Here is a 25673-nt window from a genome sequence, read left to right as displayed (position 1 = left end):
TTTCCCCATCGACCACCCCATCAGGCAGCCCATGACCCAACGCAAGTATTTCGGCACCGACGGTATCCGCGGGCTGGTCGGGCAGTGGCCGATCAGCGCGGATTTCATGCTCAAGCTGGGGCGCGCCGTCGGCAGCGTGCTGGCGCGTGACGGCAGCAAGCGGCCGAAGGTGCTGATCGGCAAGGACACCCGCATCTCCGGCTACATGTTCGAGGCCGCGCTGGAGGCGGGCCTGGTCGCGGCCGGTGCCGACGTGGGCCTGCTCGGCCCGATGCCGACGCCGGCGGTGGCCTACCTGACCCGCTCGATGCGCGCGCAGACCGGCATCGTGATCAGCGCCTCGCACAACCCGCACCACGACAACGGCATCAAGTTCTTCTCCGCCGACGGCGAGAAGCTGTCCGACGAGGTCGAGCTGGCGATCGAGCAGGAGGTCGACGCCGCATTCGCCACGGTGGCCTCGGAGCGGCTCGGCAAGGCGCGCCGGATCGACGACGCGGTGGCCCGTTACGCGGAGTACTGCAAGTCCACCGTGGCCGAGGATTTCAGCCTGCAGGGGTGGCGGCTGGTAGTGGACTGCGCCCACGGCGCGACCTATCAGGTGGCGCCCAAGGTGTTTATCGAACTGGGTGCCGAGGTGATCGCCATCGGCGACCGGCCGGACGGCTTCAACATCAACCGCGAGGTCGGCTCGACCCATCCGCAGGCGCTGCAACAGGCGGTGTTGGCGCATGGCGCCGACATCGGCATCGCGTTCGATGGCGACGGCGACCGCGTGCAGCTGGTTGACCGGAACGGCGTGCTCGCCGACGGCGACGACATCCTCTACCTGCTGGCGCGCAGCTGGCACGGGCAGGCGAAACTCCACGGGCCGGTGGTCGGCACCCTGATGAGCAACTATGGCCTGCAACTGGCGCTGACCGGACTCGGCGTACCGCTGCTGCGTGCCAACGTGGGTGACCGCTACGTGCTGCAGCAGTTGAAGGAGCAGGGCGGCGTGCTCGGCGGAGAGACCTCCGGCCACATCCTGTGCCTGGACCGCGCCACCACCGGCGATGGGATCATCGCTGCGCTTGCGGTGTTCGAAGCGCTGGCGCAATCCGGCGAGGATCTGGCCACCGCGCGGCAGGGCCTGCAGAAGATGCCGCAGGTGATGCTGAACGTGCGCGCCGCCGGCGCCCGCGAGGCGCTGGCCAGCGACCAGGTGCAGCAGGCACTGGCCGAAGTGGAACAGGTGCTGCGCGGCCGCGGCCGGGTGGTGCTGAGGGCCTCCGGCACCGAGCCGTTGGTGCGCGTCACCGTCGAGGGCGCCGACCCGGCGGAAGTGCAGCAGTTGGCGGAACAGCTCGCCGGAACGGTAAAATCCGCCGCCGAACGCTCGTGAACCTGTAGTTGTACCGGGTCGCCATGGACTGGCCCGACGTGCCCCGCCTCCCGCGGTGGCGGATGCACCGACCGCACGCCAACCTGGTGACTACAGCCATGAAGAAAGTTCCCACCCTCGACATCCGCCGCTACGACACCGACCGCGATGCCTTCGTCGCCGAGATCGGCGCGGCCTACCGCGAATTCGGTTTCTGCTGCATCAGCGGCCACGGCATCGCGCGCGAGCTGATCGACGGCTCGTACGACGCGTTCCGGCGCTTCTTCGCGCTGACCACCGAAACCAAGATGAAGTACCACGTCGCCGGCAGTGGCGGCGCGCGCGGCTACACCCCGTTCAAGGTGGAAACCGCCAAGGACAGCCAGCACGCCGACCTCAAGGAGTTCTGGCACATCGGCCGCGAGATCCCGCGCGACTCGACATTCGCCGACGTGATGCCGCCGAACCTCTGGCCTGTCGAGGTGCCCGACTTCAGGCAATACGGCTACGGCCTGTACGAGGCACTGGACCAGCTCGGCACCCGCGTGCTGCGCGCGCTGGCGCTGCACATCGGCGAACCGGAGAACTTCTTCGAGGACAAGACCGACGTTGGCAACTCGATCCTGCGGCCGATCCACTACCCACCGATCACCGACGAGAACGTGCCGAACGTGCGCGCTGGCGCGCACGAGGACATCAACTTCATCACCCTGCTGGTCGGCGCCAGCGCCGAAGGGCTGGAAGTGCTCACCCGCGAGGGCGAGTGGCTGCCGATCACCACCGAGGGCGACGCCATCGTGGTGAACATCGGCGACATGCTGCAGCGGCTCTCCAACCACGTGTTCCCGTCCACCACGCATCGCGTGGTCAACCCGAAGAATGAGAACGCGCGCAAGCCGCGCTATTCGGTGCCGTTCTTCCTGCATCCGAATCCGGATGTGGTGCTGGACCCGCTCGATTCATGCATCACGGCGGACAACCCGCGCCGCTACGACAGCTCGATCACCTCGCACGAGTACCTGCTGCAGCGCTTGCGCGAGATCAAGCTGATCTGAGCCGGGATTCCAGATTCGGAGAAGCTGGCGGGGCTGGTTCGACGGTCAGGCCATCCAGAAGAACACCGCGGTCATGCGCTTGCTGTCGATCCCGTCCAGACCCCAGTACGCGCTGGCGCTGTGAATCAGGTTGGCCTTGTAGACCAGCAGGCGGTGGCAGCGGTGCCCCACGCGCACGTCCTCGACGAAGGCGTTGGGCTGCACGAAGCGATTGCCCAGCGCCTCGGCCAGGTTGCGGTACGGCGGCAGCACGATGTTACCGCCGAGCTGGCCGCCGGGCATGCGCTGGCAGAAGAAGCTGGTGCCGCAGTGTTCGGGCACGTCGGGGTTGAGGTACAGCACCGCGGCATAGCGGCACAGATTCGACGAATCGGTGTGCGGCTTGACCGCCCCCTCCACCGCGCCGACCACCTGCACGCAATTGTGATTGAGCCGGGTGCCGGCTTCGGACTGCTCGACCCACAGCTTCTTCGCGCCGGTGAGCTGGCATACCCTTGCTTCCAGCGCCGCCAGTTCCACATCCAGCAACGCAGGCATGGCACGCATTCCCGGCCAGACTTCGCCGGTGTACGGATAACCCATTTCCCAGTCGGACCGGGCCAGGCAACGCGCGCGCACGTCGCCGACCTTCGGCAGCACGTCGTCTACCACCCAGTAGTCGCGACCCTCGACGGGCTTGCGGTAGGGCAATGGGCGCATCTGGGTCGGAAACAGGGACATGGGGATCGGTGGCCGTGGCGAGGTCGTGGCTGGTGGCGGGACGCTTTTTTACGGCACGCCTAGACCTGGGTGTTCCGGTAGCGCTTCGATTCGCGCGCCGAAAGCCGCAGGGCCAGCCGGTCCGGCAGCAGCTGCACCAGCGTCTTGATGGCGCGGTTGACCCTGCCGGGAATATGCACGGCATCGCCGCGCTCGACCGCCGCGATGCCCTGGCGCACGACTTCCTCCGCGCTCAGCCACATGAAGCCGGGCAACCGGTTCATCTTGTCCCGGGTACCGGTGACGTCGTGGAATTCCGACCAGGTGAAGCCCGGGCACAGCGCGCACACGTGCACTCCGGCCGCGTGGTTCTCCAGCGCCAGCGACTGCGAGAATTTGATCAGGTAAGCCTTGCTGGCTGCATACAGGGTGTGTCCGGCCGGGCCGGGTACGTGCCCGGCCAGCGAGGCGACATTGATGATGCGGCCATGGCCGCGCTGGCGCATGCCCGGCAGCAGCCGCCAGGCCAGTTCGGTCGGCGCGGTCAGCAGCACCTGCAGGAAATCCGCATGGGTGGCCCAGTCGTTCGCGACGAAGGTACCGGGCACACCATAGCCGGCATTGTTGACCAGCCAGTCCACCGGCAGGCCACGCTGGTCGAGTTCATCGCACAGCGTTCGTGGCGAAGCTGGATCGGCCAGGTCATGCGGCAGCACGGTGACCTGGACCGCATGCCGCTCGCGAAGCTCGGCAGCGAGAGTTTCCAGCCGGTCGACGCGGCGCGCGGTCAGCACCAGCTGGTGGCCGAGTGTGGCGAGTTGCCGGGCAAACGCGGCGCCGATGCCGGAGGAGGCGCCGGTGACCAGGCTGAGCGGGCGAGCGACAGTCATGCGCAATTCCTTCGGATGGGCCGTCATTCTTGAGCGCACCGGCGAACCGGCGCCAGTGGTCCGCCGATTTGCCGATCCCGGGGCCCCTCGGTAAGCTTGCCGTTTGACCGCAGCGGAAGCAGCCCATGCGCAAGAAACTCATCGCCGGCAACTGGAAAATGCATTGCAGCCGTTCGATGGCCAAGCCGCTGGTGGACGACATTGCCGCCTGCGCGCCCGACGGCGTCGACGTGGTGGTGCTTCCGCCGTTTCCTTATGTGGCCGAACTGGCCAGGCAGCATGCCGGCTCCTGCGTGGGCATCGGCGCGCAGGACGTCAGCGAGCACGAAGGGCAGGGTGCGTATACCGGCGAAGTCTCCGCCGCCATGCTGGCGGACGTTGGCGTGCAATGGGTGCTGGTCGGCCATTCCGAGCGGCGCCAGTACCACGGCGAGAGCGACGAGCTGGTGGCGCGCAAGTTCGCCGCGGCCCGCGCCGGCGGCCTGACGCCGATCCTTTGCGTGGGCGAAACCCTGGCGCAGCGCGAGGCCGGCGAAACCGAGGCAGTCATCACGCGGCAGCTGCAGGCGGTGCTGGCACTCAACGGCGTGGCCAGCTTCGACACCGCGGTAATCGCCTATGAACCCGTGTGGGCGATCGGCACCGGATGTACCGCCAGCCCGCAACAGGTGCAGCAGGTGCACGCCTTCATTCGTAGCCAACTGGAAAAAGAAGATGTTATGATTGCCCGTCTGACCCGACTGATTTACGGCGGCAGCGTCAAGGCGGCCAATGCCGCGGAACTGTTCGCGCAGGCGGACGTGGATGGAGGGCTGATCGGCGGGGCCTCCCTGGCTGCATCGGATTTCCTTGGAATCTGCGCTGCGGCGCATCAGGCGCCACAGGCTCAATAGAAACCTTATGTTCGTCATTTTCAGCGTGTTCTACATCCTGATCGCCGCGGCGATGATCGTGCTGATCCTGCTGCAGAACGGTGCCGGTGCGGATGCCGGCTCGGGTTTCGGCGGCGGCGCTTCGGCCACGGTGTTCGGTGCGCGTGGCTCGTCCACGTTCCTGACCCGTGCGACCGGCGTCCTGGCTGGCCTGTTTTTCCTGCTTAGCCTCGGCATGGGCATCTACCTGCACAGCAACGGTGCGCCGCACACCAACACGCAAGACCTGGGTGTGATGGGGTCACTCGCCGACAAGCCTGCCGCCGGCAAGACGACGCCGGCCAAGTCGGCGGCTGGCACGGAAGTGCCGTCGGCGGTTCCCGCGGCAACCAACAATGCCGTTCCGGCCGCACAGCCGACGGCAACTCCCGCCCCGTCCAAGAGTCAGGGCGAGGTACCGGCAGCCACCGAGCCGCCGGCGAAACACTGAGCAACACACCTGCCCAGGTGGCGGAACTGGTAGACGCACTACCTTGAGGTGGTAGCGACGCAAGTCGTAGGGGTTCGAGTCCCCTCTTGGGCACCATATTGATGGCTTCGCTGAACGTCGCAGGAGCTTAAAAAAACCGTCTTTGGCGGTTTTTTTTGTTTGCGACGAGCGGGAGGGGAAAACGCCCTGACCAAAGGGCGCAGGTCGGCACGACGAACGCATGCTGGGGATAGGTGCGGATATCGCAACACGCTTCCCGTACAGGGAGCGTAGGCGCCGGCCGACATATCCGCTGCCATCGCCGTGACACATTGCGCCGACCACGAGGGTAGGCCGGCTGTCACGCCGCTGCAGGCTCCTCGCGGCAAGGGGGATGGGGTCCATGGTGACGATTTCGCTGGGGCAGGCGGCTGCGGGTGACTGGAATGTTCGTCGCGGCCAGGTCACGTTGTTCAGCAACCTGCAGCTCGCGGCTGCAATCAAGCTTGCCCGCGAGATGGCTCGCGATGAGCACGGGCGCCTCGGGCATCCGGTTTGCGTGGAAATGCCGGGGCCGACCGGCGCGATCGTGCTGGCGCAATACGGCTGGGGCGACACCAGTGATGCCGTCGCGGCGCTGGCGAGCTAAGCCATTCGCTGATGTTGGAACCCACCGGTGCAGCTGCTTCCGGAGGGCATCCCGCACCGTGAGTGTCGAGCGACGAGCCACTTGCAAAGGTGCCTCGCGCAGCCTAATTTCATGCAGCCCAACCAAGGAGGGCGTCAAGTGATCAATGTGGTCCTGGTGGACGATCACGAGCTGGTTCGCACCGGCTTCCGAATGATCCTGCAGCAACAACCGGACATCCGTGTTGGTGGCGAGGCGGGCAGCGCCGAGGAGGGCCTGCAGCTGATCCGGAGCCTGAGGCCCGACATCGCCCTGGTCGATGTACATATGCCCGGTATGAGCGGGATCGAGCTCACCGAGCGCGTCTGCCGCTCGAAGATGTCCACCCACGTCGTCATCGTGACCGTGGTCGATGACGCGCGTTTCCCCAAACGCCTGCTCGACGCCGGCGCGCTCGGTTACCTGACCAAGGGTTGCGGCGCCGACGAACTGGTGTCCGCCGTGCGCCAGGTGGCCAATGGCCGCCGCTATCTTGCCCCGGCCGTAGCGCAGCAGCTGGCGCTGGCCACTCTCGACGGCAGTGCCTCGCCGTTCGACGTATTGTCCAGCCGCGAACTCGAGGTCGCGATGATGCTGGTGCGCGGCAAACCGCTGACGATCATCGGTGAACAGCTCAACCTGAGTCCGAAGACGGTGTCCACCTACAAGCAGCGCCTGATGGAGAAGCTGCACGTGGACCATGTGCTCAGCCTTGCCCACCTGATGACGGTGCATGGGCTGATCGATACGCCGAATCATCATGTTGGTACGTGATGCCGCGCAGTCGGTGGCTTGAAGCGAAAAAAAACCGGACCCAGGTCCGGTTTTTTTGTCGTGCTCCACGGCGTGGCGGCTCAGCCGTTCGAGTCGCTCTTGTGGGCGTCGGACTCGCCGCGCGACTGTGGCGATGCAGCTTCGCTTTCCTCGGTGGATGGAAGCAATCTGGTCTGAGGCCCCGATTGCGCCAGCAGATCGCCCTGCTTGGGGGGCGTCAGCGAAACCGCAGGCTGGGCTGCAACCGGCGTTTCGGGCATGCCGGCAACGGGAGACACCACGCTCGTCGACGGGCTGGCCTCATGGACAAGTGAAGCGGTCGGTGCCGGAGCTGTCGCCGTTGCGGCCGGCGTGGCGATCGTCGAGCTTGCCGGGGTCACCGCTGTCGAAACGGGTTCTTCACCCGACACTGCGACGACCGCTGATGACGTGGTGTCGGAGGCCGCTCGACTGAGCGTCGTCGGTGTTGCCACGGCGGTGATGACAGCCGCCGAAGCGGGATCGGCCTTGGCGACCTGTGTATCCACGCTGTTCACCGCGACGCTGGTGGCTGGCGACATTGGCGCAGGTGTGCTTACCGGGGCGACCCTGACAAGCTCGTGTTCGTCAGCTGCGGCCATCGTCGCGGCGGACTTCACCGACTCCGGAATCGGCGGCAGCGGCGGCAGGTTGAATGCCGTGGCGACCGGCACCGCGCTGCTGGCTGCCGTCGCGACAGGCGTCACGGCTTGCGTTTCGTTCGGCTGAGCAGGCGTCGGTTGGCGCACCGGCGGAATGGTCGGTGCTGCCTCGCCAGCGGCGACCACCGGCGACGATTCATGCAACGACGGTTCGGTGCGCGCGATCGGGACGTCTGCGGTCGCAGTGGTTTCGTCGCGATCCTCGTCGTCGAGCGCCTGGGCCTGCGTGCTGTCGACACCCGTGCCGTCAGCGGCGACTTCATCGTGACGCCGGCGCCGGCGGCCGCCACGACGACCGCGGCGGCGACGCGACTGGTTGCCCTCGGCATCCGTGGTGTTGTCGGCGGCTTCGGGCATGGATGAAGCCGCCGGCGGCGTCAGCAGCAGTTCGGCTTCGTTCGCCGCATCACCCGGTGGTGCGACGGCGGGAAGCTCGTCTGCGGCGACACGCGGTTGGCGTTCCACCTTGGACGGCTGCGCCGGATTCGGCTTGCGCTCTGCGCGCGCCGGGTTGCCCTCGACTGCCGCGGTCGGCTTGGGCTGGCGGTCCGCCTTGGCGGTCTGGCTCTGGGGTTGTTGCGCAGGGCGCGCCTGGGCCTCGTTGCTGCGCTGGCGGTTGCCGCGGGCCTGCTGCGCGGAAGCGGGTTTCGTCGAGCCTGGCTGGGCGGCCTCGCGTCGCGGCTGGCGCGGCGACGATGCACTCGAACCGGTGCCGGAGCGGTTACCCCGCTCGTCACGACGGTTGCGGCCGCCGCCGTCGTTGGCGTTGTCGGTGCGTTTCGGTGCCGGTGCGGGTGCCGCCACCTCCGTGCTGTGGAACCAGCCGAACAGGCGCGAGATGATGCCGCCGCTGGGTGCAGCGGCAGGGGCGGGGGCTGCCGCCGGCTGGCGGCGGACAACCGGCGCTGCCGTGGCGACCGGCGCAACGACTTCCTCGCGCACTGGCGCCGGGCTGGCGGGCACGATGCCGCTTACCGCAGGCTGCTCGCCGCTGCCCAGGGTCTGCCCCATCTTCGGCAGTTCGACGGCGTCCACCGCGGTGAGGCGCTCGTAGCTGGGCTTGCTGTGCTCGCCCATGTCCGCCTCGCGGATGCGCTGGATCTCGATATGCGGCGTCTCCAGCTTTTCGTCGGCGACGATCACCACGTGCGCCTTGTGGCGCAGCTCGATCTCGACCACGCTGGCGCGCTTTTCGTTGAGCAGGAAGTTGGCGACACTGGTGGGTGCCTGCACCAGCACCTGGCCGGTGTTGTCTTTCATCGCGTGTTCTTCGATCAGTCGCAGGGTAGACAGCGACAGCGACTCCACGCCGCGGATATGGCCGTGGCCTTCGCAGCGCGGGCAGGTGATCTGGGTGGCTTCGCCGAGGCTGGGACGCAACCGCTGACGCGACATCTCGAGCAGACCGAAGCGCGAGATGCGACCGATCTGCACGCGGGCGCGGTCCAGTTTCAGAGCATCTTTCAGGCGATCCTCCACCTCACGCTGGTGCTTCGGACTGTCCATGTCGATGAAGTCGATCACCAGCAGGCCGCCGGCGTCGCGGATGCGCGCCTGGCGGGCGATTTCCACCGCGGCCTCGCAATTGGTGTTGAACGCCGTTTCCTCGATGTCGCTGCCCTTGGTCGCCTTGGATGAGTTGACGTCGATCGCGGTGAGCGCTTCGGTCTGGTCGATCACGATCGAACCACCCGACGGCAGGCGTACCTGGCGGTCGAACGCGCTCTCGATCTGGGTTTCGATCTGGTAGCGAGTGAACAGCGGGGTGTCGTCGCGGTACAGCTTGAGCTTGCGCAGGGCGTTGGGCATCACCTGCTGCATGAAATCGCGGGCGTCGTTGTACAGCGGCTCGTCGTCGATCAGGATCTCGCCAATGTCGCTGCGCAGGTAGTCGCGCAGGGCGCGGATGAACAGCTTCGATTCCTGGTAGATCAGGAACGGCGCTTTCTGCTTGCTGGCCGCTTCGGAGATCGACTTCCACAAGGTCAGCAGGTAGTCCAGGTCCCATTGCAGCTCTTCGGCGTCGCGGCCGAGGCCGGCGGTGCGCACGATCAGGCCGACATCGTCGGGCACCGTGACGTGATCCAGCGCCTCCTTCAGCGCCTGCCGGTCCTCGCCCTCGATCCGGCGCGAGACGCCGCCGGCCTTCGGATTGTTCGGCATCAGCACCATGTAGCGGCCGGCCAGGCTGATGAACGTGGTCAGGGCGGCGCCCTTGTTGCCGCGTTCCTCTTTCTCCACCTGCACGACGACTTCCTGACCTTCCTTGATCAGCTCGCGGATGTTCGCCTTGTGCGGGTCCAGGCCCGGGGTGAAGTACTCGCGGGAGATTTCCTTCAGTGGCAGGAAACCGTGGCGCTCGGCGCCGTACTCGATGAAGCAGGCTTCGAGTGAAGCCTCAACCCTGGTGATTCGACCCTTGTAAATATTGGACTTTTTCTGCTCCCGCGAAGGGATTTCGATGTCCAGGTCGTAGAGGTTCTGGCCATCGACAATGGCCACGCGCAACTCTTCACGCTGAGTCGCGTTGATCAACATGCGTTTCATGGTGGTAATCCTCGGCTTGGCCGCGCGTCGCGTGCCACGGTGGCGCCACAATGGCGGCCTGCCGGGGATCGCGCCGCTGCGGTTAAGCGGCAAAAAAAACGGCACCGTTTCCGGCGTCGGGATGATTCGGTCAGCTGCGCCTGCCGCCCCGATACCGCAATGGCATCGGACAAACGACGGCCCAAACCGTTACGATGAAAGGGAGTCGCGACCGGCCGCCGAAAGCAACTGGAGCAATCCTCGCCGACGTTACGGGCGGGCACCCGGCCCGATCCGGACTTCGGTGGGCTGAATGTAGCGCCCGCCGAGTATCCTATTTAAGCAGGTTTTTTTCAATGCAGACGGCAACTTCCCATGACGCACCTCACGGGTTACGTCAGGTCGAGATTGGCCCCGAGCGCGATGGGCAACGCATCGACAACGCGCTGGTGACCCTGCTCAAGGGCGTGCCCAAGAGTATGATTTATCGGCTTTTGCGTACCGGTCAGGTGCGGGTGAACGGCAAGCGGGCCAAGCCGGATACACGTCTCGCTGATGGTGATACGCTGCGTATCCCCCCGGTGCGGGTGGCGGAGCGGCCGGAGGAGCGAGCCCCGGCCAGTGGCCTGGTGGCGTCGGTGGCCGACGCGATCATTTTCGAGGACAAGCACTTCCTGGTGATCGACAAGCCGGCCGGCGTGGCCAGCCATGGCGGCAGCGGGGTCAGCCACGGGGCGATCGAACTGCTGCGCGCCGCCCGTCCGCAGGAACACCTGGAGCTGGTGCACCGGCTGGACCGCGACACCAGCGGCGTGCTGGTGTTTGCCCGGACCCGGGCCGGACTGACCGGCCTGCAGGCGGCGATCCGTGCCGGTGCGGTCACCAAGCAGTACCTGTGCCTGATGCTTGGTCATCCGGCCAAGGCGAAGTTCGACGTGAATGCGCCGCTGTTGAAGTCCGTGCTGCAGGGCGGTGAACGGATGGTGCGGGTCGCCGACAACGGCAAGCCGTCGCTGACCTTCTTCCGCGAGATGGAGCAATACCCCAGCGCCCGGCTGATGCAGGCCACACTCGGTACCGGGCGCACCCACCAGATCCGCGTGCATGCGGCGCACATCGGCCATCCGCTGGCCGGCGACGCGAAGTACGGCGATCGCGAGATGAACAAGCGCTACCGCGAGATGGGCCTGAACCGGATGTTCCTGCATGCCTCGCACATGAGCTTCGACCTGGACGGGCGTTCCTACAGTTTTTCCGCGCCATTGCCCGACGACCTCAAGGATTTCCTCGACGTGCTGGCGGTGAAGGGCAAGCGACTGGTGTGGATGCAGGAAAAGTCGCGCACCGATTTCTGATCAGCGCCCCAGCAGGGCGTCGACCCGCGCCGCGCAGATGAAGTCGTTCAGCGACAGGCCGCCCACGTCGTGGGTCGACCATAGCAGCTGACAGTGGCCGTAGCCGGCTTCGAGGTCCGGGTGATGGTCTTCCTGGTTGGCCATGAAACCCACCGCGTTGATGAAACCCAGGGTGTGGTGGAAATCGGCGAAGCGGAAATCCTTGACGATGGCCATACCGTCGCGGCGCAGCTGCCAGCCAGGTACCCGCTGCAGCAGTTCAGTCACCTGCGCGGCGTCCAGTGCATATTCCTTGCCTTTGCGCGGTTGGCAGTGCCGGCTAGCCAGGTCGTTGGCGTTCATGAGGGTCTCCATCGGAGTTGAGATTCTCGGGACGTGAAGCGTCGAAGTTGCACGCACAAAAGTCAAAGCGGGCGTATGGCTCGAAACTGGACTAAAATAGTGCTGTTTCGCTGGCGCAGCTGCCGGCATCGATTGGATACCCCGGAGCAGGCATGATCGAAATCTCGGAACGTGCGCAGCAGCATTTCCTGCGCCTTCTTTCGCAGCAGGGCATCGAGGGGCTGGGCATCCGCCTGCGGGTGACCTCGCCGGGCACGCCGGCAGCGAACTGTGAGCTGGAGTTCTGCGAGCCGGTGGACCTGGTCGGCGGGGAGTGGACGGTGGAATGCGCCGGCTTCGACTTCCATATCGACGGCGACAGCGCCAGCTGGCTGGACCAGGCCAGCATCGACTTCGAGCCGAACGCCACCGGCGGCCAGCTCAATATCCGCGCACCGAAGATCAAGGGCCATGTGCCGGGCGTGGAAGCGGGCCTGATCGAGCGCGTGCGTTACGTGCTGGAAGCGGAAATCAATCCGAAGCTGGCTTCGCATGGCGGCCGGGTCACCTTGCTGGAGATCGACGCCGACGGTGCGGTGCTGCTGCAGTTCGGCGGAGGCTGCCATGGTTGCGGCATGGTCGACGTGACGCTGAAGCAGGGCGTGGAAAAGACCTTGCGCGAGCGGGTGCCCGAAGTCACCGCCGTGCGCGACGCCACCGATCACGCCTCCGGGGCAAAGCCTTACTACAGCAAGGCGGGGGGCAAATCGGCGCTCGCCTGAACAGCGACATGGCCGGTGCAAAAGCAAAGGGCCCGCCGAGTGCGGGCCCTTTGTTCTTCGGGTGAAGATACGGCGCCTACTTGCTGCCGCTGATGTGGTTCTTGAGGGTGTCGAGCTTGCTCGGCAGGCTGGAGAAGTACGTCGAAACGTCTTCGATGTCCTGGTCGGACAAGGTGGCCACCATGCCCTTCATGATCGGGTTGTCGCGCTGGCCTTCCTTGTACTCGTGCAATACGCGCTGCAGGTAGAGGTTGTACTGGCCAGCCAGGCGCGGATACTGCGGATCCACGGCGTTGCCGTCGGTGCCGTGACAGGCGAAACAGGTGGCGGCTTTCTGCTTGCCGTTTTCGGCGTTGCCTGCAGCAAGCAACTGGGACGAAGCGAACGCCAGGATGGCGCCGAATGAAAGCAGGGTGATTGCACGTTTCATGCGGGAAGTCCTTGGCAACTTACTTGGCGAGGCTGGAAAGATAGGCGGCAATGTTCTGGATGTCCGTGGCCGACATGCTCTGCGCCTGCGCGTCCATGGTCGGGTGCTTGCGGCCGCCGCTTTGGTAACCCTGCAGGGCATTGATGATGTATTGCTCGTTCTGGCCGGCGATCTTCGGCACCGGGTACTGCGGATAGGCGTTGGTGTAGCCGGGTACGCCGTGACAACCGGCACAGGTATAGATCAGTGCGCGTCCGGCAGCCTTGTCGCCCTCGGCGTGAACGCTGGTGGCGGCAAAGAGGGCTGTGGCCAGGGCCAAGCCAAGCAAGGGCAATCGAGTCATCGAGATCATTCCCACGAGTACGACGGATAGGGAAGTACGCAAGTCACCGAGTATAGACGTTGCGTTAACGACCTAACAACACTCGGCTTGACGTTGGTCAATGTTTGCGCAGCACACATCCGATAGGGCCGGCTTGGCCACGCGGCATTGCTGTCGCGAGTGGCGTCCCCATATACTGTTGCGGTCGGATCGTTTTCCCCGGGGGTGTCCTGGCTTCGACGGGGGCAGTGAGATGACTTGGTGCATGCCGAGGGGGCAGCTTTCCTCGTTAATCCAGCAGCAAACTCATAGTTGCCAACGACGACAACTACGCTCTGGCCGCTTAAGGCCTAGCCCCGAACCCACTTGTGCTCATGCTCGTCGGTGTAGGGTCATTATCATGAGATCGCCGAACGCTGCCGCCTGGCGGTTCTAGGCTAAATCAATCAGGCTGGTTCCGCGGTGCGCCTTGCCCATCGTGCTTGTCGCGGAACGAGATCGAACGGTGGGCTACGCATGTAGATCCGGGCATTTAACGCCTTCGGACGGGGGTTCGACTCCCCCCACCTCCACCAACACAAAACCCCCGGTTTGCCGGGGGTTTTCTTTTGTATTTCCTGTGACGGCTTCAGGCCGTGCGGTTGTGCGAGCGCATGGTGCGCTGTTTCTCGATCTGCCAGTCGCGCTGCTTTTCGGTGTCGCGCTTGTCGTGCTCCTGCTTGCCGCGGGCAAGCCCGATCTCGACCTTCACCTTGTTGCCTTTCCAGTACAGCGCCGTGGGCACCAGGGTGTAGCCCTTGCGCTCGACTGCGCCGACCAGCTGGTCGATCTCCTTGCGATGCAGCAGCAGCTTGCGGGTGCGCCGGTCCTCGGCGATGACGTGGGTGGATGCACTGATCAACGGCGGGATCGAGGCGCCGACCAGGAAAATCTCGTTCTTCAGCACGACCGCGTAGGCGTCGCCAAAATTGATCCGGCCCGCGCGCAGGGCCTTCAGTTCCCAGCCTTGCAGGGCGATGCCGGCCTCGAAGCGCTGGTCGATGTGGTACTCAAAGCGTGCGCGCTTGTTGAGCGCGATGGTGCCGCTGCCCTTGTTGTCCTTGTTCTTGCTCTTGGCCATGTCCGCTAAACTTCGGGCCTCTGGCGGCCGCACTGCCTGCGCGCCTTTCAGGGGCAGCGCTTCTTTTGAGAGTGCATCCATGGATGGATGCCCGTTTGATCTTCGCATTCATGGACGAATGCAAAAACTACAGAGTGCGTCCATGGAAGGACGCTTGCCTGATCTTCGCATTCATGGATGAATGCACAAGCTCAAGAGGTTGCCGTGATCGAAATTCGTCGCAGCGCGCTGGTGAAGTACTCGCCGGCGCAGATGTTCGACCTGGTCAATGAGGTCGAAGCATACCCAAAGCGCTTCTCCTGGTGTGCCGGGGCCGAGATCCTCGAGCGCAACGGCAACGTGCTGGTGGCGCGGCTGGATCTCAAGTTTGCCGGGTTTCATCAGAGCTTCACCACGCGCAACACGGTCGATCCGCCGCGGCGCCTGCAGATGGATCTGGTCGATGGCCCGTTCCGCAGCCTGGAGGGCGTATGGGATTTCATTGCGCTGGGCGATGCGGGATGCAAGGTCGCGTTCGCGCTGGATTTCGATTACGCCGGCCGGCTCGGTGGCGGCGCCCTGAAACTGGGCTTCCAGGGGCTGGCCGGACGCATGGTGGATGACTTTTGCCGCGAGGCGGAACGAGTCCATGGCTGAGCGCACGATCCGCGTCGAGGTGGTTTACGCGGGGACGGCAGGGCCGATCCGGCGCCGGGTCGAGCTGGCGGAAGGCAGCACGGTGATGCAGGCGGTCGGCGCCTCCGGGATCGCCGCTGTGCTTCCGGCAGCTGCGGCCGATCCGGCTCGCCTCGGCCTGTTTGCGCGAAAGGTGGCGCCGGAGCGGCAGCTGCGTGAAGGAGACCGTATCGAGATCTACCGGCCGCTGCTGCTCGACCCGATGGAAGCGCGCCGCCGGCGCGCCCGCTGAGGGATCAGGCCGCCCGGTCAGTGCCCGTCATGGCCGCCCGGGTTGCCATCCTGGCCGAAGCCGCCGTCGTTCTTCTTGTCGTTCGGAGACGTGCTCTTGTCGCCCTGGGTCTCGTTGGCCGGGTAGCCGGCGCTGTATTTCTTGCTGTCGTTGATCAGCTGCTGGGCATCCTGCGCGAAGAAATTGCCTTCTGTACGCACCAACGTATCGTTGTTGAAGGTCAGTGTGAGCGTGCGCACCTTCATCGCACCGCCGCGGTGCGACAGGGTCGATACGTAATCCCAGCGGCCCTGGTCGAACGGCGTATTCACCGAGGGCGTGCCCAGTAGCACCAGCACCTGGTGCTTGGTCATGCCGGGCTTGAGCTGATCCACGGTTTTCTTGTCCAGCAGGTTGCCTTGCTGCACGTCCGGCTTGTAGACGATATGGCAGCCGGCGACGGAGAGCGCCAGCATGGCGAAAACCAGCAGGGAGATCAGCTTTTGCATGCGTTTCGCGTCCGGATCATGAAGGTGTCGGATGATACACTACCGGCTCGGAAACGCCGTGTGCGGGGTGGGTCATGGAACAGGAAACCAAAGAGCTGCGCCGGGTCGGCCTCAAGGTGACCCATCCGCGCATGCGTATCCTGCAGGTCTTCGACGAAGAGGGCACGCAGCATCTCACTGCCGAAGATGTCTACAAGAAACTGCTGGCCCACCAGGAAGACATCGGCTTGGCGACGGTATATCGCGTGCTGACCCAGTTCGAGGCAGCGGGCATCATCGTCAAGCACAACTTCGAAGGCGGCCAGGCAGTCTACGAACTCGATCGCGGCAAGCACCACGACCACATGATCGATGTGGACAGCGGCAAAGTAGTCGAGTTCATCAGCGAGGAGATCGAACGGCTGCAGCACGAGATTGCCGCGAAGCACGGCTACGTGATCGAGGATCACAGTCTGGTGCTGTATGTGAGGCCGAAGCAGCGCGCGCACAAAGGCTGAGCGTCCCGAACGCCAGCCCCGGGCGAACAGCCGTGCCCAGGCGGACATAAAAAAGCCGCGGGGAGGACTCCTGTCCACCCGCGGCTGCTCCCCTACCTGTCGGTCGGCGGCGCGAATGGCTCGCTGTCGCCTTTGACTCTCGCCAGGTAGCGGCGAAACGGCATCCTGCCGTTGTTTCAAGGCCCCCGTCCCCACGGTGACCTTGATCCGCCATCTTGCGACGGCGGCTCCCCCACATCGATGAGAAGGATGCTAACGAGGGCTTCACGTTTCCGGTATCGGAAAAATTCCTAGGCTCACTGGCTGCTTTCGGTGAGGTGATTGCTGCCCCGCAGCAGAATCCGCAGGTGGACACCGACCGGGGCGGGACGCAAGCGGAACTGTCCGCCGAGCGAAGTGACCCGGTCGCGCATCCCTTGCAGGCCGCGCCCACCACGGGGCAGGCGGTTGGGCAGGCCGGTGCCGTCGTCGCGCAGGTCGAGCACGGCCACTGCGATGCCCTGGCGCTCTCCGATGCGCAGGCGCAGCCGGAACTCGCTGGCCTTGGCGTGCTTGACGGCGTTGGTCGCGCTTTCCTGCACCAGCCGGTAGATCGCGGTGCGGGTGTCGTCGTCGAGCAGTCGCGGATCGCCGTGCAGTTCGGTGCGGTAAACCATCCCGGCGGCGCCCATCAGATCACGGATCGGGCCCTCGTCGAGCGCGCGCAGCAAACCGAATTCATCCAGTACGGCTGGGCGCAGGTCGTCCAGCAGGCGGTGCAGGGCGCGTCGCATATGCGCCAGGATGGTGTTGATCGAGGTGCTGATGTCCTCCATGCCGGCCTGCAGCAGCCGCGCCTGGGCCAGCTTCACGTGGGTCTGGATTGCGGTGATGTTCTGCCCCAGCTCATCGTGCAGCTCGGCGGCCAGGTGCCGGCGCTGGTTCTCGTCCGTCTGCAGGTTGCCGCGCGCGGCGTCGCGCAATTGATGGGCCAGCTGATCCAGTCGGCGGTTGACCGCGCCCAGGTAGACGTTCTGCTCGGCCACCCGCTCGCTGCTCCGGCGCAGGGCGTCGGTGGCCGAGCCCAACATCAGCGCGCCGGTTCCGGCCACGGCCAGAAACAGGTAGGCCGCGGCGGTCGAGGGAGCGTGCCCCAGGTGCTGGTCGACCAGGGTCATGCCGAGGCTGGTGACCAGCATGGCCAGGCTGGCGCCGCGCCAGCCATGGCGAAAGGCGAAGAACAGCACCGGCGCCAGCGACAGCACGCGGGCAAATTGCGGCTGGGGAGCGGCCTGTTCGGACAGCACCAGCAGGATCGTCATGGACGGCAGCAGCACCAGCAGGCCATCCATGAACAGGCTGGCCAGGGCGCGCCGCTCGATGCGGGTCCGCAGCAGCATGATCATCAGCGGCACGATCAACAGGATGCCCAGATAGTGGCTGAGCAGTTCCTCGCCGAGTACGCCGATGATCAGTTCCGACGAGCCCGGCGTACTGACCAGCGCCAGCAAGGCTGCGTCTACCGCGGTGGTGGCGGTCACCACCAGCACCACCGAGAGCAGCAGGCGGGTCACTTCCTGTGGGCTGTGCAGGCTGGCGTGCAGATTGAACCGTCGTAGCAGCCACAGGCTGGCGGCCATCACCAGTGGTTCGGGCAGTTCGTCGATGGCGAAGCCAAGCCAGCCCCGGGGCAGGCCATGGACCAGGCTGATGCCGGCGGTGGCGACCAGCTCGCCACCCAGCAGCCAGCCCCAGTAACGCACCGGCACCAGCAGCAGCGCACCGAAACGCAGGCCATACGGCAGCATCCAGTATGGCTGCACGGTCAGCCACAGCAGCAGCCACAGCAACAGGTAGCCGGCGCCAAGCAGCGGGCCGGAGTCGGGCAGGCGTAGGGGCTTCAGGCGCATGCGCGGATGTTACATGTGCGCCGCGGCGCGGTGGCCAGCCACGCGGCGGGCCGGATGTGCATGAGCGGGGAGTCCCTGTGTAAAGTAATGGGATGTACAGCATCGTTCTGGTCGATGACCATGCCATCGTTCGCGAGGGCTTCAAGCGGCTGATCGAGATGGAGCCCGATCTCGACGTGGTGGCCGAGTGCCGCAGCGCCGACGACGCGGTCGAGGCGGTGGGCCACTGGCACCCCGACCTGGTCGCGCTCGATCTTTCGCTGCCGGACGGCAGCGGGCTGCCCTTGATCGAACACCTGCTCAGCGTGCATGCGCAAACGCATGTCGTGGTGCTGAGCATGCACGACGGCGAACCCTACGTGTCCGAGGCGCTGCGCCGCGGTGCCAGCGGCTACGTCACCAAGGGGGTGGCGCCGGAGGAACTGGTGGCGGGCTTGCGCGCGGTGATGCAGGGGGAATGTTTCCTCAGCTCCGACCTGCGCCAGCGCCGGGCCGATCGGCCGGATGCAGCGCTGGACCCGATCAGCCGGCTGACCGCGCGCGAGCGCGAGGTATTCCTGCTGCTGGCCGGTGGCCGCGCGCCGAAGCAGGTGGCGGCGGAACTGGGGATCGGCCAGAAGACGGTCTACATCCATCGGGCCAGCCTGATGGGCAAGCTGGGTGCTGGCTCGGAACTGGACTTGTACCGGATGGCCTCCGAGCGCGGCATGTTGCCGCTGGCGAGCTGAGCGGCCGCAGGGATCAGGCGCTCTGCGCCCGCTCCAGCATCTGCCTGGCATGGGCCCGCGTCTCGCGGGTGATCTCAAGGCCGCCCAGCATGCGCGCCAGCTCGTCGCGCCGGCCGGCGGCGTCGAGCGCCTCGATCTGCGTGTGGGTGGAGTCGCCGTCGCTGTGCTTGCTGACCTTGAGGTGCGCGTGGCCCTGGGCGGCCACCTGCGGCAGGTGGGTGACGCACAGCACCTGGCGCTGGGCGCCCAGCGCGCGCAATTTCTGTCCGACCACCTCGGCAACGGCGCCGCCGATGCCGCTGTCGACCTCGTCGAAGATCATGCTGCCGACGGTGTCCTTGCCCAGGGTAACCACTTCGATCGCCAGGCTGATGCGCGCCAGTTCGCCGCCGGAGGCGACCTTGCGCAGCGGTCGCGGCGGCTGGCCGGGGTTGGCGCTCACCAGCAGCTCGCAGCGTTCACCGCCCTGCGGATCCGGCTCGTCGCCGCTGGAGGGTTCCAGCTCGACGCGCAACAGGCCGCCCACCATGCCCAGCTCGCCCATCAGCACGCTGACCTCGTCGCCGAGCCGAGCCGCCGCCGCGGCGCGAGCCTCACTGAGTTTGGCCGCCGCGTGGGTGTAGTCGCCCCGCAGGCGCTCGCGTTGCGCCATCAGTTGTTCCAGCACGTCACCGGCGCCTTCGAGCTCGGCCAGTTCGGCCTGCAAGACGGCGAGCCGGTCGTGCAGCTCGGCCGCGGGCAAGCGGTGCCGGCGCGACAGCTCGTGCAGGCGGGCCAGGTGGTTGTCGACCTCGGTGAATCGCTCGGGGTCGAGGTCGACGTCCTGTGCATAGCGCGCCAGGCCGTCGGCGGCTTCGCCGAGCTGGATACCGGCATTGTCGAGCAGTTCCAGCAGCGGGTTCAGCCGCTCGTCGAGCGCGGCCAGCTTGCCCAGTTCGGCCTGCGCCCGGCCGAGGGCGCGACGCAAGGCGAATTCGCTGTCGCCGTCGAGCAGCTCGACCACGCCGGCGGTGCCTTCGGCCAGCCGGCCAGCGTTGGCGAGGCGTTTGTGCTGCGTCTCGAGTTCGGCCAGTTCGGCGGCAGGCAGCGCCCATTTCTCCAGCTCGCCGATTTCATGGCGCAGCAGTTCGATGCGCTGGTCGCGATCGTCGCCGCCGCTGAGCTTGCGCATGCGCGTGCCGAGTTCGCGCCACCGCACGGCGTTGCCGCGCACTTGCGCCAGCAGCTCGTCGTGGCCGGCGTAGGCGTCGAGCAAGGCAAGCTGGTGCGGGCGCGACAGCAATGCCTGATGTTCGTGCTGGCCGTGGATCTCGACCAGCAGCGCGGCCAGTTCGCCGAGCTGGCGGGCGTTGGCGGGACGGCCGTTGATCCATGCCTTGGAACTGCCCTCGGCACGGATCACCCGGCGCAGCTGGCAGCCGCCGTCCTCGTCCAGTTCCTCGCGCTGCAGCCAGTCGCGCGCGGCAGGCAGTTCGGCCAGGTCGAACTCGGCGGCCAGTTCGGCGCGGTCGCTGCCGGCGCGTACCATGCCGCTGTCGGCGCGGGCGCCGGCCAGCAGCATCAGTGCGTCGACCAGCAGCGACTTGCCGGCGCCGGTCTCGCCGCTGACCACGGTCAGGCCCGGGCCGAAAGCCACCTCGGCAGCTTCGACGACGGCGAAATGGCGGACGTAGAGCGAAGTGAGCATGGGCAGGCTGCTGATGGAGTGGCGGGATTGTAGCGGCAGCCCGGCGGCGCAAGACACCGCTCCACTTGCAAGCTGCGCGCGCAAACCTTATTTCTTTGGGGTCTCAAGGATTGCTACGACAGCATGATCAAGCCACCCGGCCATGACCTCGACGCCCGCGCCCGCCGCCTGTTGCGCACGCTGATTGCCCAGTACCTGGTCGACGGCGAGCCGGTCGGTTCGCGCACGCTGTCGCGTTCGTCCGGCCTGGACGTGAGCCCGGCGACGATCCGCAACATCATGGCCGACCTCGAGGACGCTGGCCTGGTCGCCTCGCCGCATACCTCGGCAGGAAGGGTACCCACGCCGCGCGGCCTGCGCCTGTTCGTCGACAGCCTGATCGAACTGCAGCCGCTGCCGCGCGCCGAGATGGCACGGCTGCAGCGCGAGCTGCCGCCGGGGCCGACCACCACCCGCGACCTGCTCGGCAATGTGTCCACCCTGCTGTCGGCGATGACCCACTTCGCCGGCGTGGTCACGGTACCGCGCCAGGCCGATTTCCCGCTGCGGCACATCGACTTCGTGGCGCTGCCGGATGCGCGGGTGCTGGTGATCCTGGTGTTCAGCGACAACCAGGTGCAGAACCGCATCGTGCAACTGGCCCGGCCACTCGGTGGCAGCGAGCTGGAACACGCCGCCAACTACTTGAACAGCCATTTCACCGGCCTGCGTGTGGACGACATCCGCGCCCATCTGCTGGCCGAGGTGCGCAAGACCGGCAGCGAACTCAACCAGCTGCTCGCCAGCACGGTCGAGCTGGCCACCGCTTCATTTGCACCGCCGGCGACCGGACCGGGCGGCCCCGATGTGCTGGTCAGCGGCCAGACCAATCTGATGGGCTATTCCGAGCTGGCCGACCTGCAGCGCCTGCGCGAGTTGTTCGAGGCCTTCCAGCAGAAGAACGAATTGCTGCAACTGATGGAAGTCTGCGCCCGTGCGCCGGGTGTGCGCCTGTTCATCGGCGAGGAATCCGGCTTCACTGCGCTCGATGGCTGCAGCGTGGTCACCGCCAGCTACGGCGCGCAGGGGCGCGTGCTGGGCGCGGTCGGCGTGATCGGCCCGACCCGGATGGCCTACGAACGGGTGATTCCGGTGGTGCAGGCTACCGCCGGATTGCTCAGCGACGCCTTGAATCGCGCCGCCACGACCCTATAACCCCAGCGGGAGCGGGTTTATCGCGAATTTTTCCAGGGCGGCCGGCATGCATGCTGGCCATGACAACTGTTTTTGGAGTGAGCATGCAGAACAACGATCCGCAGTCGCCTGGTGATACGCCAGTCCAAGGCCAGCCGGGTGAATCGTCGGCCACGGAACTGGAAAGCCTGCAGGCGCGCGTAGCCGGGCTGGAGGCAAGCAACGCCGAGTTGCGCGAGACCGTGCTGCGCGAAAAGGCCGAACTCGAGAACCAGCGCCGCCGGCTGCACCGCGACCTGGAACAGGCCCGCCGCTTCGCCAACGAGAAATTGCTGAGCGAACTGCTGCCGGTCTACGACGGCCTGGAGAGCGGCCTGGCCATCGAAGGCGGCGACGTCGCCTCGATACGCGAGGGCCTTGGCCTGACCCTGAAGGCCTTGCTCAAGGTGGCCGAGAACCACGGCATGTCGCAGATCGATCCGCTGGGCCAGCCGCTCGATCCTGAACGCCACCATGCAGTGAGCATGGTCGAGGCGCCGGGCCAGGCGCCGGGTACCGTGGTCAGCGTGCTGCAGAAGGGTTACGTGCTGAACGATCGCCTGCTGCGCCCCGCGCTGGTCGCAGTGGCGAAGGACTGAGCGGCGCCATTGCCGGCGCCCGCCTGAATGGCGCGGCGGCAGGCATCGTCAAATCGCATCCGGGGCCTTGCCGGCATTGAATCACCCAGGCAGAACCCCATCTGGAAACCATCGCGGCCGCGGGGGCCGCACGCAAAATTCGGAGAGCAATCACATGGGCAAGATCATCGGCATCGACTTGGGTACGACCAACTCCTGCGTGGCCGTGATGGACGGCAGCACGACCAAGGTCATCGAGAACTCGGAAGGCGATCGCACCACGCCGTCCATCGTCGCCTTCACCAAGGACGGCGAGGTGCTGGTGGGCGCCTCGGCCAAGCGCCAGAGCGTGACCAACCCGAAGAACACCTTCTACGCGGTAAAGCGCCTGATCGGCCGCAAGTTCACCGACAAGGAAGTGCAAAAGGACCTGCACATCGTGCCCTATGGCGTGATCGCGCACGACAACGGTGACGCCTGGGTGCAGACCTCCGACGGCAAGAAGATGGCGCCGCAGGAAATCTCCGCCAAGGTGCTGATGAAGATGAAGAAGACCGCCGAGGACTACCTCGGCGAGACGATCACCGAGGCGGTGATCACGGTGCCTGCGTACTTCAACGACAGCCAGCGCCAGGCGACCAAGGACGCCGGCAAGATCGCCGGCCTGGAAGTGAAGCGCATCATCAACGAGCCGACCGCGGCCGCGCTGGCCTATGGCCTGGACAAGAAGGGCGGCGACCGCAAGATCGCGGTGTACGACTTGGGTGGCGGCACCTTCGACGTGTCGATCATCGAGATCGCCGAAGTCGACGGCGAGAAGCAGTTCGAGGTGCTGGCCACCAACGGCGACACCTTCCTCGGCGGCGAGGACTTCGACATGCGCGTCATCGACTATCTGGTCGAGGAGTTCCAGAAGGAGCAGGGCATCGACCTGCGCAAGGACCCGCTTGCGCTGCAGCGCCTGAAGGACGCCGCCGAGCGCGCCAAGATCGAGCTGTCCTCGAACCACCAGACCGACGTGAACCTGCCGTACGTGACGGCCGACGCGTCGGGCCCGAAGCATCTCAACATCAAGCTGACCCGCGCCAAGCTGGAAGCACTGGTGGAAGACCTGGTCAAGCGCACCATCGAGCCGTGCCGCACCGCGTTGAACGACGCCGGCCTGCGCGTGGCCGACATCGACGACGTGATCCTGGTCGGCGGCCAGACCCGCATGCCGAAGGTGCAGGAGGCGGTGAAGGACTTCTTCGGCAAGGAGCCGCGCAAGGACGTCAACCCGGACGAAGCCGTCGCCGTGGGCGCGGCGATCCAGGGCGGCGTGCTGGGCGGTTCGGTCAAGGACGTGCTGCTGCTCGACGTCACCCCGCTGTCGCTGGGCATCGAGACCATGGGCGGCGTGATGACCAAGCTGATCGAGAAGAACACCACGGTGCCGACCAAGGCGTCGCAGACCTTCTCCACCGCCGACGACAACCAGACCGCGGTGACCGTGCACGTGCTGCAGGGCGAGCGCGAGCGCGCCAGCGCGAACAAGTCGCTGGGCAAGTTCGACCTGCAGGGCATCGAGCCGGCGCCGCGCGGCATGCCGCAGATCGAGGTCACCTTCGACATCGATGCGAACGGCATCCTGCATGTGTCGGCCAAGGACAAGAAGACTGGCAAGGAACAGAAGATCGAGATCAAGGCCGGTTCGGGCCTGTCCGAGGAAGAGATCGCCCGGATGGTCGCCGACGCCGAGGCGAACAAGGAAGAGGACAAGAAGTTCCACGAGCTGGTCGCCACCCGCAACAAGGCCGACCAACTGGTGCACGCCACCCGCAGCGCGCTGAAGGAACACGGCGGCAAGGTGCCGGCCGACCAGCTCAGCAGCATCGAGGGCGCGTTGTCCGACCTGGAGAAGGCGAAGGACGGCGACGACAAGGCGACGATCGAGGCCAAGGTCGGCAAGCTGGAGCAGGTGGCGCAGGCGCTGTACGCGGCCGCGCAGGGCGGCCCGGCCGATGCCGGCGCGCAGTCCGCACCGGGCGGTTCGGCCCAGCCGGACGACGTGGTCGACGCCGAGTTCACCGAAGTGAAGGACAACAAGCAATAATCGGCGCCGTCTTCGGCATGGCCGATCGACCAGCCCGCGCCGGCTCCTCCCGGCGCGGGCTGTCTTGCTGGAGGCGAGGGCGTGGCAAGCAGTGTGGATGCATGAATGAGCAAGCGTGACTACTACGAGGTGCTGGGCGTCGAGCGCAGCGTCAGCGAAGCCGAGCTGAAGAAATCCTTTCGTCGGCTGGCGATGAAGTACCACCCGGACCGCTGCCCGGACGATCCCACCGCGCAGGACAAGTTCAAGGAGGCCAAGGAGGCCTACGAAGTCCTGTCCGACACTTCGAAGCGCGCGATGTACGACCAGCATGGTCACGCCGCCTTCGAGAACGGCATGGGCGGTCGCGGCGGTGCCGGCTTCGGCGACATGGGCGACATCTTCGGCGACATCTTCGGCGACATCTTCGGCCGCAGCGGCGGTGGACGTGGCCGTCCGCGGCGCGGCGCCGACTTGCGCTACATCATCGAGCTGGGCCTGGAGGAGGCCGTGTTCGGCGTGAGCCGGCAGATCGAGGTGCCGACCCAGGTCAACTGCCAGCACTGCAACGGCAGCGGCTCGGAGGACGGCAAGGTCAGCAAATGCAAGACCTGCAACGGCCACGGCCAGGTGCGCATGCAGAACGGCATCTTCTCCATCCAGCAGGCCTGCCCGCATTGCGGCGGCAGCGGCCAGGCGATCGAGAAGCCATGCCGCGAGTGCCATGGCGAAGGGCGCCTGGAAGAAGCCCGCACGCTATCGGTGCAGATCCCCGAGGGCGTCGACAACGGCGACCGCATCCGCCTCTCCGGGCAGGGCGAGGCCGGTCCCGCCGGTGCGCCGGCCGGCGACCTGTACGTGGAAGTGCGTGTGCGCGAGCACGAGATCTTCCAGCGCGACGGCAACGACCTGTATTGCGAATTGCCGATACGCTTTTCGCAGGCAGCGCTGGGCGCCGAACTGCCGGTGCCGACGCTGGAGGGCGAAGTGCCGGTCAGCATCCCGCCGGAAACCCAGACCGGCACCCAGTTCCGCCTGCGTGGCCGCGGCGTCAAGTCGGTGCGCAGCAGCCGCCACGGCGACCTGATCTGTCGCGTGGTGGTGGAAACCCCGGTGCGGCTGACCCGACAGCAGCGTGAATTGCTGGAATCGCTGGAAGCCACCTTTGCCGGCAGCGACGCCGGCAAGCACACGCCACGCGCCAAGGGCTGGGTCGACGGCGTGAAGAAATTCTGGTCCAGGGTTACTGCCTAGACCCCGCTGCGCGGTTAGCATGTATGCCCTGTTCCCT

General features: G+C 66.1%; 26 protein-coding genes, 1 tRNA gene and 1 other RNA gene. 18 read left to right on the top strand and 10 right to left on the bottom strand.

The features are described 5' to 3' along the window. Positions 1-31 precede the first annotated feature (31 nt). Both glmM and LRK53_RS11510 read left to right on the top strand, forming a co-directional pair. Positions 32-1384: a phosphoglucosamine mutase gene (gene glmM, locus LRK53_RS11515; protein WP_027492464.1), complete on the top strand. Its 1353-nt coding sequence runs from the start codon at positions 32-34 to the stop codon at positions 1382-1384. Positions 1385-1482: 98 nt separating this feature from the next. After that, positions 1483-2418, top strand: a complete 936-nt coding sequence (locus tag LRK53_RS11510; protein WP_027492465.1) for an isopenicillin N synthase family dioxygenase — start codon at positions 1483-1485, stop codon at positions 2416-2418. Positions 2419-2463: 45 nt separating this feature from the next. Here LRK53_RS11510 and LRK53_RS11505 read toward each other — a convergent pair whose 3' ends face one another. Beyond that, complete coding sequence (locus LRK53_RS11505) at positions 2464-3138, bottom strand: DUF6445 family protein (protein WP_027492466.1); 675 nt, start codon at positions 3136-3138, stop codon at positions 2464-2466. A gap of 59 nt (positions 3139-3197) precedes the next feature. Beyond that, positions 3198-4007, bottom strand: coding sequence for an SDR family NAD(P)-dependent oxidoreductase (locus LRK53_RS11500; RefSeq protein WP_027492467.1), 810 nt, complete (start codon positions 4005-4007; stop codon positions 3198-3200). A 125-nt stretch (positions 4008-4132) separates the two neighbouring features. On the opposite strand from LRK53_RS11500, the gene tpiA reads away from it, so the two are divergent. The 5 genes from tpiA to LRK53_RS11475 all read left to right on the top strand — a co-directional run bounded on the left by tpiA (position 4133) and on the right by LRK53_RS11475 (position 6789). After that, entirely contained in the window at positions 4133-4900 is a 768-nt protein-coding gene (tpiA, locus tag LRK53_RS11495) for a triose-phosphate isomerase (protein WP_027492468.1), read from the top strand. A gap of 7 nt (positions 4901-4907) precedes the next feature. Beyond that, positions 4908-5369 (top strand): preprotein translocase subunit SecG, encoded by a 462-nt coding sequence (gene secG, locus LRK53_RS11490; RefSeq protein ID WP_027492469.1) that lies wholly within the window; start codon positions 4908-4910, stop codon positions 5367-5369. 11 nt (positions 5370-5380) lie between these two features. Continuing rightward, positions 5381-5465 (top strand) — tRNA-Leu (locus LRK53_RS11485). Between the two features lie 286 nt (positions 5466-5751). Then, on the top strand, positions 5752-5997 hold the full coding sequence (locus LRK53_RS11480; protein WP_027492470.1) for a hypothetical protein: 246 nt from the start codon (positions 5752-5754) through the stop codon (positions 5995-5997). A gap of 138 nt (positions 5998-6135) precedes the next feature. Then, positions 6136-6789, top strand: a complete 654-nt coding sequence (locus tag LRK53_RS11475; protein WP_027492471.1) for a response regulator — start codon at positions 6136-6138, stop codon at positions 6787-6789. Positions 6790-6869: 80 nt separating this feature from the next. Here LRK53_RS11475 and LRK53_RS11470 read toward each other — a convergent pair whose 3' ends face one another. Continuing rightward, entirely contained in the window at positions 6870-10016 is a 3147-nt protein-coding gene (locus tag LRK53_RS11470; protein WP_027492472.1) for an Rne/Rng family ribonuclease, read from the bottom strand. A gap of 428 nt (positions 10017-10444) precedes the next feature. Between LRK53_RS11470 and LRK53_RS11465 the strand changes: the two genes are divergently transcribed. Continuing rightward, a complete protein-coding gene (locus LRK53_RS11465; RefSeq protein ID WP_037089486.1) occupies positions 10445-11350 on the top strand; it encodes an RluA family pseudouridine synthase in 906 nt (301 codons plus the stop codon). Here the strand turns inward: LRK53_RS11465 and LRK53_RS11460 are convergent, their stop codons facing one another. Further along, a complete protein-coding gene (locus LRK53_RS11460; protein ID WP_027492474.1) occupies positions 11351-11692 on the bottom strand; it encodes a 4a-hydroxytetrahydrobiopterin dehydratase in 342 nt (113 codons plus the stop codon). A gap of 152 nt (positions 11693-11844) precedes the next feature. Here LRK53_RS11460 and LRK53_RS11455 point away from each other — a divergent pair, with 152 nt between their 5' ends. Next, on the top strand, positions 11845-12453 hold the full coding sequence (locus LRK53_RS11455) for an NfuA family Fe-S biogenesis protein (RefSeq protein WP_027492475.1): 609 nt from the start codon (positions 11845-11847) through the stop codon (positions 12451-12453). A gap of 76 nt (positions 12454-12529) precedes the next feature. Here the strand turns inward: LRK53_RS11455 and LRK53_RS11450 are convergent, their stop codons facing one another. Beyond that, complete coding sequence (locus tag LRK53_RS11450) at positions 12530-12883, bottom strand: c-type cytochrome (RefSeq protein WP_008436183.1); 354 nt, start codon at positions 12881-12883, stop codon at positions 12530-12532. A 19-nt stretch (positions 12884-12902) separates the two neighbouring features. Further along, complete coding sequence (locus tag LRK53_RS11445) at positions 12903-13226, bottom strand: c-type cytochrome (protein ID WP_027492476.1); 324 nt, start codon at positions 13224-13226, stop codon at positions 12903-12905. Between the two features lie 200 nt (positions 13227-13426). Between LRK53_RS11445 and ssrA the strand changes: the two genes are divergently transcribed. After that, positions 13427-13780, top strand: a transfer-messenger RNA (tmRNA) gene (ssrA, locus tag LRK53_RS11440). Between the two features lie 53 nt (positions 13781-13833). Here ssrA and smpB read toward each other — a convergent pair. Continuing rightward, on the bottom strand, positions 13834-14325 hold the full coding sequence (gene smpB / locus LRK53_RS11435; protein ID WP_027492477.1) for an SsrA-binding protein SmpB: 492 nt from the start codon (positions 14323-14325) through the stop codon (positions 13834-13836). 204 nt (positions 14326-14529) lie between these two features. Here smpB and LRK53_RS11430 point away from each other — a divergent pair, with 204 nt between their 5' ends. Both LRK53_RS11430 and LRK53_RS11425 read left to right on the top strand, forming a co-directional pair. After that, positions 14530-14961: a type II toxin-antitoxin system RatA family toxin gene (locus tag LRK53_RS11430; RefSeq protein WP_027492478.1), complete on the top strand. Its 432-nt coding sequence runs from the start codon at positions 14530-14532 to the stop codon at positions 14959-14961. Next, a complete protein-coding gene (locus tag LRK53_RS11425; RefSeq protein ID WP_235642104.1) occupies positions 14954-15232 on the top strand; it encodes an RnfH family protein in 279 nt (92 codons plus the stop codon). Before LRK53_RS11430 ends, LRK53_RS11425 begins: the two co-directional genes overlap by 8 nt. Before the next feature lie 17 nt (positions 15233-15249). Here LRK53_RS11425 and LRK53_RS11420 read toward each other — a convergent pair whose 3' ends face one another. Further along, positions 15250-15720 (bottom strand): outer membrane protein assembly factor BamE, encoded by a 471-nt coding sequence (locus LRK53_RS11420; RefSeq protein WP_027492479.1) that lies wholly within the window; start codon positions 15718-15720, stop codon positions 15250-15252. A gap of 74 nt (positions 15721-15794) precedes the next feature. Here LRK53_RS11420 and fur point away from each other — a divergent pair, with 74 nt between their 5' ends. Continuing rightward, positions 15795-16217: a ferric iron uptake transcriptional regulator gene (fur, locus tag LRK53_RS11415; RefSeq protein WP_027492480.1), complete on the top strand. Its 423-nt coding sequence runs from the start codon at positions 15795-15797 to the stop codon at positions 16215-16217. A 296-nt stretch (positions 16218-16513) separates the two neighbouring features. On the opposite strand, the gene LRK53_RS11410 is transcribed toward fur, so the two are convergent. Then, positions 16514-18106: an MASE1 domain-containing sensor histidine kinase gene (locus LRK53_RS11410; protein WP_027492481.1), complete on the bottom strand. Its 1593-nt coding sequence runs from the start codon at positions 18104-18106 to the stop codon at positions 16514-16516. A gap of 92 nt (positions 18107-18198) precedes the next feature. Here LRK53_RS11410 and LRK53_RS11405 point away from each other — a divergent pair, with 92 nt between their 5' ends. Beyond that, positions 18199-18834, top strand: a complete 636-nt coding sequence (locus LRK53_RS11405) for a response regulator transcription factor (protein ID WP_027492482.1) — start codon at positions 18199-18201, stop codon at positions 18832-18834. Between the two features lie 13 nt (positions 18835-18847). On the opposite strand, the gene recN is transcribed toward LRK53_RS11405, so the two are convergent. Further along, on the bottom strand, positions 18848-20521 hold the full coding sequence (recN, locus tag LRK53_RS11400; RefSeq protein ID WP_235642096.1) for a DNA repair protein RecN: 1674 nt from the start codon (positions 20519-20521) through the stop codon (positions 18848-18850). Positions 20522-20644: 123 nt separating this feature from the next. On the opposite strand from recN, the gene hrcA reads away from it, so the two are divergent. The 4 genes from hrcA (at position 20645) to dnaJ (ending at position 25636) form a co-directional block, all read left to right on the top strand. After that, on the top strand, positions 20645-21715 hold the full coding sequence (gene hrcA, locus LRK53_RS11395; protein ID WP_027492484.1) for a heat-inducible transcriptional repressor HrcA: 1071 nt from the start codon (positions 20645-20647) through the stop codon (positions 21713-21715). An 83-nt stretch (positions 21716-21798) separates the two neighbouring features. Further along, positions 21799-22332 carry a nucleotide exchange factor GrpE gene (gene grpE, locus LRK53_RS11390; protein ID WP_027492485.1) on the top strand — a complete coding sequence of 178 codons (534 nt, stop codon included), beginning with the start codon at positions 21799-21801 and terminating at the stop codon, positions 22330-22332. A 154-nt stretch (positions 22333-22486) separates the two neighbouring features. Beyond that, positions 22487-24403 (top strand): molecular chaperone DnaK, encoded by a 1917-nt coding sequence (gene dnaK, locus LRK53_RS11385; RefSeq protein WP_027492486.1) that lies wholly within the window; start codon positions 22487-22489, stop codon positions 24401-24403. A 105-nt stretch (positions 24404-24508) separates the two neighbouring features. Beyond that, positions 24509-25636, top strand: coding sequence for a molecular chaperone DnaJ (gene dnaJ, locus LRK53_RS11380; RefSeq protein ID WP_027492487.1), 1128 nt, complete (start codon positions 24509-24511; stop codon positions 25634-25636). The last annotated feature ends 37 nt before the right edge of the window (positions 25637-25673 follow it).

Origin of the sequence: Rhodanobacter thiooxydans, from assembly GCF_021545845.1 — a bacterium.
GTDB lineage: Bacteria > Pseudomonadota > Gammaproteobacteria > Xanthomonadales > Rhodanobacteraceae > Rhodanobacter.
This window is presented reverse-complemented; position numbering and strand designations above follow the sequence as displayed.

What these genes read in the sequence shown, in the direction of transcription:
- LRK53_RS11505 (WP_027492466.1), bottom strand. Translation starts at nt 3,138, where the DNA reads ATGTCCCTGTTTCCGACCCAGATGCGCCCATTGCCCTACCGCAAGCCC.
- recN (WP_235642096.1), bottom strand. Translation starts at nt 20,521, where the DNA reads ATGCTCACTTCGCTCTACGTCCGCCATTTCGCCGTCGTCGAAGCTGCC.
- dnaK (WP_027492486.1), top strand. Translation starts at nt 22,487, where the DNA reads ATGGGCAAGATCATCGGCATCGACTTGGGTACGACCAACTCCTGCGTG.
- LRK53_RS11425 (WP_235642104.1), top strand. Translation starts at nt 14,954, where the DNA reads ATGGCTGAGCGCACGATCCGCGTCGAGGTGGTTTACGCGGGGACGGCA.
- LRK53_RS11455 (WP_027492475.1), top strand. Translation starts at nt 11,845, where the DNA reads ATGATCGAAATCTCGGAACGTGCGCAGCAGCATTTCCTGCGCCTTCTT.
- grpE (WP_027492485.1), top strand. Translation starts at nt 21,799, where the DNA reads ATGCAGAACAACGATCCGCAGTCGCCTGGTGATACGCCAGTCCAAGGC.
- secG (WP_027492469.1), top strand. Translation starts at nt 4,908, where the DNA reads ATGTTCGTCATTTTCAGCGTGTTCTACATCCTGATCGCCGCGGCGATG.
- hrcA (WP_027492484.1), top strand. Translation starts at nt 20,645, where the DNA reads ATGATCAAGCCACCCGGCCATGACCTCGACGCCCGCGCCCGCCGCCTG.
- dnaJ (WP_027492487.1), top strand. Translation starts at nt 24,509, where the DNA reads ATGAGCAAGCGTGACTACTACGAGGTGCTGGGCGTCGAGCGCAGCGTC.
- LRK53_RS11480 (WP_027492470.1), top strand. Translation starts at nt 5,752, where the DNA reads ATGGTGACGATTTCGCTGGGGCAGGCGGCTGCGGGTGACTGGAATGTT.
- fur (WP_027492480.1), top strand. Translation starts at nt 15,795, where the DNA reads ATGGAACAGGAAACCAAAGAGCTGCGCCGGGTCGGCCTCAAGGTGACC.
- LRK53_RS11500 (WP_027492467.1), bottom strand. Translation starts at nt 4,007, where the DNA reads ATGACTGTCGCTCGCCCGCTCAGCCTGGTCACCGGCGCCTCCTCCGGC.
- tpiA (WP_027492468.1), top strand. Translation starts at nt 4,133, where the DNA reads ATGCGCAAGAAACTCATCGCCGGCAACTGGAAAATGCATTGCAGCCGT.
- LRK53_RS11470 (WP_027492472.1), bottom strand. Translation starts at nt 10,016, where the DNA reads ATGAAACGCATGTTGATCAACGCGACTCAGCGTGAAGAGTTGCGCGTG.
- LRK53_RS11510 (WP_027492465.1), top strand. Translation starts at nt 1,483, where the DNA reads ATGAAGAAAGTTCCCACCCTCGACATCCGCCGCTACGACACCGACCGC.
- LRK53_RS11445 (WP_027492476.1), bottom strand. Translation starts at nt 13,226, where the DNA reads ATGACTCGATTGCCCTTGCTTGGCTTGGCCCTGGCCACAGCCCTCTTT.
- glmM (WP_027492464.1), top strand. Translation starts at nt 32, where the DNA reads ATGACCCAACGCAAGTATTTCGGCACCGACGGTATCCGCGGGCTGGTC.
- LRK53_RS11450 (WP_008436183.1), bottom strand. Translation starts at nt 12,883, where the DNA reads ATGAAACGTGCAATCACCCTGCTTTCATTCGGCGCCATCCTGGCGTTC.
- LRK53_RS11410 (WP_027492481.1), bottom strand. Translation starts at nt 18,106, where the DNA reads ATGCGCCTGAAGCCCCTACGCCTGCCCGACTCCGGCCCGCTGCTTGGC.
- smpB (WP_027492477.1), bottom strand. Translation starts at nt 14,325, where the DNA reads ATGGCCAAGAGCAAGAACAAGGACAACAAGGGCAGCGGCACCATCGCG.
- LRK53_RS11460 (WP_027492474.1), bottom strand. Translation starts at nt 11,692, where the DNA reads ATGAACGCCAACGACCTGGCTAGCCGGCACTGCCAACCGCGCAAAGGC.
- LRK53_RS11420 (WP_027492479.1), bottom strand. Translation starts at nt 15,720, where the DNA reads ATGCAAAAGCTGATCTCCCTGCTGGTTTTCGCCATGCTGGCGCTCTCC.
- LRK53_RS11405 (WP_027492482.1), top strand. Translation starts at nt 18,199, where the DNA reads ATGTACAGCATCGTTCTGGTCGATGACCATGCCATCGTTCGCGAGGGC.